Origin of the sequence: Flavobacterium succinicans LMG 10402 (assembly GCF_000611675.1) — a bacterium.
In the GTDB taxonomy this organism is placed as follows: domain Bacteria; phylum Bacteroidota; class Bacteroidia; order Flavobacteriales; family Flavobacteriaceae; genus Flavobacterium; species Flavobacterium succinicans.
The window spans coordinates 132,423-140,194 of sequence record NZ_JATV01000011.1; the positions used below are offsets into that span (position 1 = coordinate 132,423).

Here is a 7,772-nt window from a genome sequence, read left to right on the forward strand (position 1 = left end):
CTCGTTATAGGGGTGTTGTTCTTTTCTCTGTATTTAGTGATGGGTTTGATTGTAATATTTTGGAAAGAATTCCCTTTTGAAATGGAATTTAAGTATAGAATAGCTTTAGGGGTGTTACTAATTGTATATTCATTTATTCGTTTTAATCGATTTTACAGTTCTAATAAGTAATTATCATGAAAAAAATTAGTTTGTTTTCTGTGGTCATTATTGTTTTCTTTTGGGTTGCTTGTAAAGACACAAAAAAAGAGGAGACAATATTAAAGGGGGAAGCTTCTATTACTGTTGATGAAACAGTTTTGCCAATGTTGAAAGATCAAGTTGATGTTTTTCAAAGTAAATATGACGCAAAGTTACATTTGGTTTCAAAATCCGAAGGTGAGGCCTTAAATGATTTGTTTAGTGCAAAGGCTTCAATTGCGATATTAACAAGAAATCTATCGGATAAGGAAAAAATTAACTTTTCTCAAAAAAAGATTATACCAAAAATCACTATTTTTGCGAAGGATGCTATTGCTTTAGTGAGTAATAAGTCAAGTAATGATACTTTGATTGCTCTTAGTGATATTGTTCGGTTTTTGAAAGGCGATACTCAATCTGGTATTAAGGGAATTGTTTTTGATAATCCTAATTCGAGTACGGTTACTTTTATGAAGAACATTGCCAAAGTAGATCAGCTTCCTGAAGTGGGTGTTTATTCTTTTGCTTCCAATGAAGAAGTAATTAAATTTGTTGCCGAAAATGAAGGGATGATTGGTGTTATAGGGATGAATTGGATTTCTCAGCCTTCTTTAAAGATGAAATCTTATTTAGCGAATACTAAAATACTAAGTGTTAAAGGGTTAAAAAGTGAAGTTTTTGTAAGTCCTAATCAGAATAATATTGCTGAAGGTTCATATCCATTGGTACGGGATTTGTATATAATAAATTGCCAAGGTTTTTCTGGCTTAGGGATGGGTTTCGCTTCCTTTATTGCTGGTGATATAGGGCAGCGTATTATACTCAAATCAGGATTAATGCCTGTGAGAGTTCCTGGAAGAAAATTTAATATTAGGAATGAAATTGATAATGATAAGATTAAGTAATAAAAAATAGTATAAAGATGAATAAATTTAAATTTTTTAGTATTGCTTTTTTTACTGCTAGTGCCTTAGTTAGTGCACAAGATATAGAGCAAGCAAAAAAAGCAATTGATGCAGAGCAATTTGAAAAGGCTAAAGTGATGTTGAAAAATGTTTTGCAGGCTAAACCTTCTAACGGAAGCGCTTCCTTTTTGTTAGGGAATGTGTATCTATATCAAAAAGAAACAGATTCAGCAAAGATCTTTTTTCAAAAAGGAATTGCTGGTAGCGATGGCGCAAAATTGAATTATATTGGTCTAGGTCAAATGGATCTTGATGCTAAAGATGTTACTGCTGCTCAAGCTAATTTTGATGTAGCTATCAAGGATGCTAAACGCAAAGACGCTACCGTTCCTACTTTTGTGGCGCGTGCCTATATGAACAGTAGTTCACCTGATGTAAAGAAGGCGATTGCTATTTTAGAAAAAGCTAAAATAGATAGTCCTCAAAATGCAGAGCTGTTTTTAGCTATTGGTGATGCGTACTATTTAGAAAACAAGCAAAATGAGTCGTATTCTGCTTATAGAAATGCTTTTCAAATTGACCCAACACTTTTGAGAGCTAAAATGCAATTGGGGGTGTTACTTAAAGGAGCTAAGTCTTTTGATTTAGCAATAAATTCATTCAATGAAGTAATTGCTATTAATCCTAGTTATGGTCCTGTATATCGTGAACTAGCTGAAACCTATTATAAATGGGGAAGAAATAAGCCTTCAAAATCTGCAGAATACATGAAAACTGCTTTAGGTCATTATGACAAGTATATGTCATTAACGGATTATTCTCTAGCCTCAAGAATGAGGAGAGCTGACTTTCTGATTCTAATAAAAGATTATACTGAGTTAGAAAAGGAAGCAAATCAAATGGTTAAATTGGACAATGTAAATCCTAGAATTTTTAGATATCTTGGGTATTCAGCCTTTGAAAATGGTAATGTTGATGATGCACTTAAATCTTTGGAAAAGTTTATGAGCAATCCAAGTAGTAAAATCATTGCTAGAGATTATATTTATCTTGCTGAGATTAAATTTAAGAAAGCAATGGCTGCTGATGGATTAAGTATTGATCAAGCTTTATTTTCAAATGGAATAGCAGATTTGAACAAAGCCTTAGAATTAGAACCATTGGCTACTGAAAATTTAAATGATATTGGTAAAAAGTTATTTACTAAGAAATTCTATAAAGAAGCGTCAATGGTGTTTCAGTTAGGAACAAAAAATACTGAAGATAAAAATTTTGTTGATGACAATATTTATTATGCTTTATCTGTTTTTTATGCCAATAGTAAAAAGGATATAAAAGCTGATGTGGTTGAGTTAAAAAGTGCTGAAGCTGCTTTAGATAAAGTGCTTGTAGCTGCTCCGTCATACCAAGATGCTTTTCTTTACAAAGCACGTATTAATCGCTTAGCTGAAGCTGAAGATGCTATAATTGCCAACTATGAAGCTTATATTGCTAAATTAACTGAAAAAGGGGAGTTAGCTAATGCAAGTCATAAGTCTAAAATTATTGAAAGTTACAATAACCTTGCAGCAAGTTATGCAAATAAAGATAAAGTGAAAGCTGTGGAGTATTTTAATAAAACACTTTCGGTAGACCCAATGAATGAGTATGCTACTAAGTCTTTAGCTACATTGAAATAATTAGCTTTATATTACTATAATTAAGCGGTAAACTTTGGTTTGCCGCTTTTTTGTTTTTTAAGCATTTTTTATTTTAACTTATCTATAAGGCTTTTATGTAGTATCTTTGCACACCTAATTTATAAGAATGTTATCAAAAGAAAAGCAATTAGAAGTTAATAAAGGAAACCTGTTGCCTTTAATGGAGGAATTTTACACTATTCAAGGTGAAGGCTTTCATACGGGTACGGCAGCGTATTTTATCCGTATTGGTGGATGTGATGTAGGATGTCATTGGTGTGATGTCAAAGAAAGTTGGAATGCAGAATTGCATCCTCCGACTTTTGTTGATGCGATTGTGTCTAATGCTGTAAAATATGCAGACACTGTTGTTGTTACAGGCGGAGAACCTTTGATGTGGGATATGAATATTTTGACCTCTAAACTTAAGTCTTTTGATATGAAAGTTCATATCGAAACTTCCGGAGCGTATCCTCTTTCAGGTTTATGGGATTGGATTTGTTTGTCTCCTAAAAAAAACAAATTGCCTGATCCTTCTGTATATGAAGTTGCGAATGAGTTAAAAGTAATCATTCATAATAGGCATGATTTTATTTTTGCGGAAGAACAAGCTGCGAAGGTGAATGATAATACTATTTTGTTTTTGCAACCTGAATGGAGTAAGAAAGAAGAAATGACTCCTTTAATTGTAGACTATGTCATGAATAATCCTAAATGGAGAGTGTCACTTCAAACGCATAAGTACTTAAATATTCCCTAGAACTATTTTTGTGAAACATATTTTTGTTTCTATTGATGTAGTTAGATGAGCATTATTATGAATATTAAGCTATTACGTTTTAGTATTTTGTAATTCATTTTTTTTGTCCTTTTTTTTGCTGATTATGTAGTTTTTAACCCTTTTTTAGATATATTTATCTTTTATTAATTATCATTTTAATGTTATAAAAGTACTATATTATGAAGAGGTTTTTATTTGTTGCTATTTGCAGTTTCTTTTTTTCATTTTGCTATTCTCAAGACTTGACTATGGCTAATGATGAGATAGTAGAATATAATATTGTAGAATTAAGGCCGGAATTTCCTGAATATTCCGGTAATTTTATGGAATTCATAGCGAAAAATTTTTCGTTGCCAGATTATGATGGTCCTACGGGTAATTTGAAAGTTGGTTTTATTATCGAACCAACTGGAGTAGTTACTAATGTCAAAGTGTTAAAAAATTTGGATACCACTTCGTCTTCTGAAATAAAAAAGGTAATGTCGAAATGTCCAAAATGGAAGCCGGCAGAACATAATGGTAAGCCTGTGAGGGTATACTATGAATTTTCTTTAAAACTAAGTGGTAATAGTTAAACTTAGTTTTGTTATAACCACTTTTTACTTCTTTTTAATGTAGTAATGTGTGCCAAGTGATGTTTGCCATGCCAGGCGTAAAGGCTTATGATTTCTTGTATAGAGAAAGCTTTATTGTGTTCTGGGTGTATAAAAGTTTTTTGTAAATCTTCTTTGGTTAATCGCTTTAATAGATAAACTAATCTAAAATGTAATCCTTCTAGTAATTGTAATGTTGGTGCTATGGGCATAGTTTGATTGTCTACAATTTCGCCCCATAACGCTTCTTCGTAATATTTTATAGTTGGTTCGTTTTCTGTCAAAGCCCATTTTATTCTTATGTAGCAGTGCATGTGGCTGTCAGCACAATGATGAATGGTTTGGCGTACCGTCCAGCCGTTCGGTCGGTACGGGGTATCTAGTTGTTGTTCATTAAGGTCTTGGACTTCATTTTTTAGTTTTGAAACAAAATCTTCTATTGTTTCTATTTGTTCTTTTAGGTATGTTTCTGTAAAAGCCTCAGGATTTTGGTGTTTTCCTATAGGGTATTTTAATTTTTCAAGTTCGTTGTCTTTCATTATGCTATAGTTAATTGTGCTAAATAATCGTAATGTTCACCTTCTTCAATTAGTTGACAATTGAATCCGTTGGCGTTGGCTATGTTTTGAAGTGTGTTGAAGTCTAAATATAGCCAGGGAAATTCATCTTCTGTTTCGTTTTTATAGCTTATTTTAAATCGTAATTCGCCATAGTAACCTTTACCAGGAATCCACTTGCCTCCGTCTTCATCTTCGTCAAACATATAGATAATGTCTGAGGAGTCGATCAAGATTTGCCCTTTTTTATTGAGCAGTTTTTTTAATTTATTTAAATACTTCGGCGCTTCATTTAATGTGCCAAAAATACCAGTGCCATTCATTAATAAAAGGATGGTGTCGTAGGTTTCTTTTTCTTCGCAATCTAAAAGGTTTTGTACTTCTGTTTGCTCTATTCCTCTCGCGTTGCAGGTTGCAATGGCTTTTTTTGAAATATCGATAGCTTTTACATCAAGTTTAAATTTATTTTCCAAGAGTAAGCTATGGCTTCCAGCTCCGGCTCCTATATCTAGGACTTTTCCGTAAGACATTGTAATTGCCTTTTGTTCAATTTTTGGCATATTTTCAAAATCTCTGAAGAGGTAGCTTACGTCCATTTCGTCTTTTTCAGAAATGTTGGTTTCTGTAATTAAGTTTTCAGGTGCATTATTAAAATGGTAGTCATATATAGCTTGTCCAAAAAGGTCTTTCATTTTTATGGATTTTGATGATTTAAGTTTACTTTTGTGTTTTAACCAAAATTATAGCCTTTGAAGCCGGATTTAGTAGAATTAGAGAAACTAGCCAAAGATAAGCATAACGAAAACAAAAAGTATTTCGATAAGCTAAAAAAGAAGGTGCCTAAAAATTTGGATTACCAAATGCAGGATTTACACGATGCTGTTTTTAAAAAGATCGATTGCTTATCATGTGCTAATTGTTGTAAAACGACAGGGCCTTTGTTTACTGATGCTGATATAGAGCGTATCGCTAAATATTTAAGAATGAAACCGCAACAGTTTATTGCGCAATACTTGCGTATAGATGAAGATAAAGATTATGTGTTGCAGCAAGTGCCTTGTTCTTTTTTGGATCATGATAATACTTGCTTTATTTATGAAGTCCGTCCAAAGGCTTGCCGTGAATTCCCGCATACTGACAGAAAAAAATTCCAACAAATTACTGATATTACATTAAAGAATATTCCAATTTGTCCTGCTGCCTATGCTGTAGTAGAGGAAATGAAAAAGAAAATGCCTTTATAGTAATATTAAAATAAAACAAACTTCCTTGAAGCTAGAATATTTTATCGCCAAACGATTAATCACCGCTAAAGATTATAAAAGTAGTATTTCGGCTCCGATTATAAACATTGCTATTGCAGCAATTGCTATTGGAATAATTATGATGATGGTTGCTGTGGCAACAGGTATTGGTTTGCAACAAAAGATTCGAGAAAAAATAGCCGCTTTCAATGGGCATATTGTTATCTCTAATTTTGACAGTAATCAGTCTGAGGCATCTTTGGTTCCAATTATAAAGCAACAACTTTTTTATCCAGACTTCAAATCCATTCCTCAAATTGAGCACATACAAGCAATAGCTACAAAATCAGGGATCATTAGAACTGAATCATCCTTCGAAGGAATTTTGTTTAAGGGTGTTGGTGCAGATTATCAGTGGAAATATCTTAAGGAATATCTGGTTTCTGGTCGATTGCCTAATGTTGCAGGTGTACTAGAGCAAGAAGTGTTGATTTCTTCCTATAGCGCTTCTCGTTTACAATTGAAGTTAAATGATTCTTTTCATGCCTATTTCATGAAAAACGAAGGGTATAATGTGCGTAGTTTTAAGATTGTAGGCATTTTCAATTCTGGATTTCAAGAATTTGACGCTAACTTTATCATTGGTGATATTCGGCATGTACAGCGATTGAATAAATGGAATAGTAATCAAATTGGTGCTTTTGAAGTTTTTGCAGATGATTTTGATGCGATTCAGGAAATAGGTGATAAGGTGTATCAAGAAATACCCGCTACCTTAGATAGTAAAACAATAGTTGAAAAATATAGTTATATATTCGAGTGGCTAAAACTCTTTGATATAAACATAGTAGTGATTCTTGTCATTATGATTCTTGTGGCTACTATTAATATGGTCGTTGCTTTGTTGGTACTCATTTTAGAGCGCACGCAAATGATAGGAATACTAAAAGCTTTAGGGGCCGATAATTGGTCTATACGAAAAATATTTCTCTATAATGCTTTTTATCTAATCATTCGTGGTTTGCTATGGGGTAATATAATTGGGTTTTCAATTTTGTTGGCGCAGCATTATTTTGGAATAGTTAAGTTGAATCCTGAAAACTACTATGTAAATGAGGCGCCGGTGTATTTTAATGTAGGTTATATTATTTTACTTAACCTAATGACCGTAGTGGTGTGTTTCGTAGTGCTTCTGATTCCTTCTTATATCATTACTCGTATTTCTCCAGTTCGCGCAATTCGTTATGAATAATATTTGGGCGTTCTCCTTATATATAGAGAGATTTAGTTTTAAGCCAGAAGTTTGGTGGTACTATATATAAGGAGCCGGGCTATCCGCTACAAGTCCTCGACTAGTTTCGTTGTCACTACACTAGTCTCTGGGCTTTCCACTACTATCCCTAACGCGGATTTAGGGTTTTAGAGATGTTTTGCGAAAGCCAATAGTAGTCTATTTTTTAAGAAAACGATAGAAAAGGAGAGTTTTGATTATTAATAGTTCAAAAACGCTTATTTTAACGTCCATGTTTTTAGGATTTTAAAAAATAAATCAAAAAAAGTTTCAAAAAGGGCTTGTATAAACGAAAAAAGGGTCTACTTTTGCACCCGCAACAACGGCGACGTTCTTTTAAAAACTGGCAAGCGATTCAGATTAATGAAGAGTAATTTTCAAAAATAAAAATCAAAAAAAGCTTGTGAGAAATAAAAGAGTTATTTACCTTTGCACCCCGCAAAACACGGGAAGTTCCTTGAGAGATTGATAAGAGAGAGTGATTTAAACGAGATAAAAATCTCAAAAAAAACTTCATTTTTTTCTTGCCAGTTAAAAAAAGA

9 protein-coding genes are annotated in these 7,772 nt (G+C 32.8%); 6 read left to right on the forward strand and 3 right to left on the reverse strand.

Annotation, left to right across the window (positions count from 1 at the left end; all coding sequences use genetic code 11):
• The first annotated feature begins 176 nt into the window (after positions 1-176).
• The 4 genes from AO58_RS0112240 to AO58_RS0112255 all read left to right on the forward strand — a co-directional run bounded on the left by AO58_RS0112240 (position 177) and on the right by AO58_RS0112255 (position 4,120).
• On the forward strand, positions 177-1,085 hold the full coding sequence (locus AO58_RS0112240) for a PstS family phosphate ABC transporter substrate-binding protein (protein WP_024981983.1): 909 nt from the start codon (positions 177-179) through the stop codon (positions 1,083-1,085).
• Between the two features lie 17 nt (positions 1,086-1,102).
• Positions 1,103-2,764: a tetratricopeptide repeat protein gene (locus AO58_RS0112245; RefSeq protein ID WP_024981984.1), complete on the forward strand. Its 1,662-nt coding sequence runs from the start codon at positions 1,103-1,105 to the stop codon at positions 2,762-2,764.
• A 127-nt stretch (positions 2,765-2,891) separates the two neighbouring features.
• Positions 2,892-3,524 (forward strand): 7-carboxy-7-deazaguanine synthase QueE, encoded by a 633-nt coding sequence (locus tag AO58_RS0112250; protein WP_024981985.1) that lies wholly within the window; start codon positions 2,892-2,894, stop codon positions 3,522-3,524.
• Between the two features lie 200 nt (positions 3,525-3,724).
• Positions 3,725-4,120 carry an energy transducer TonB gene (locus tag AO58_RS0112255; protein ID WP_078212648.1) on the forward strand — a complete coding sequence of 132 codons (396 nt, stop codon included), beginning with the start codon at positions 3,725-3,727 and terminating at the stop codon, positions 4,118-4,120.
• Positions 4,121-4,131: 11 nt separating this feature from the next.
• Here the strand turns inward: AO58_RS0112255 and AO58_RS0112260 are convergent, their stop codons facing one another.
• On the reverse strand, positions 4,132-4,677 hold the full coding sequence (locus AO58_RS0112260; protein WP_024981987.1) for a YfiT family bacillithiol transferase: 546 nt from the start codon (positions 4,675-4,677) through the stop codon (positions 4,132-4,134).
• A complete protein-coding gene (locus AO58_RS0112265; RefSeq protein ID WP_024981988.1) occupies positions 4,677-5,387 on the reverse strand; it encodes a class I SAM-dependent methyltransferase in 711 nt (236 codons plus the stop codon). The genes AO58_RS0112260 and AO58_RS0112265 overlap by 1 nt, the downstream gene beginning before the upstream one ends.
• A 57-nt stretch (positions 5,388-5,444) precedes the next feature.
• Here AO58_RS0112265 and AO58_RS0112270 point away from each other — a divergent pair, with 57 nt between their 5' ends.
• Positions 5,445-5,939, forward strand: coding sequence for a YkgJ family cysteine cluster protein (locus tag AO58_RS0112270; RefSeq protein WP_024981989.1), 495 nt, complete (start codon positions 5,445-5,447; stop codon positions 5,937-5,939).
• Between the two features lie 25 nt (positions 5,940-5,964).
• Positions 5,965-7,191, forward strand: a complete 1,227-nt coding sequence (locus tag AO58_RS0112275; protein ID WP_024981990.1) for an ABC transporter permease — start codon at positions 5,965-5,967, stop codon at positions 7,189-7,191.
• 394 nt (positions 7,192-7,585) lie between these two features.
• Here the strand turns inward: AO58_RS0112275 and AO58_RS18190 are convergent.
• Positions 7,586-7,772 (reverse strand): hypothetical protein (locus tag AO58_RS18190; RefSeq protein WP_217998272.1); only part of this gene is annotated, 187 nt, incomplete at its 5' end.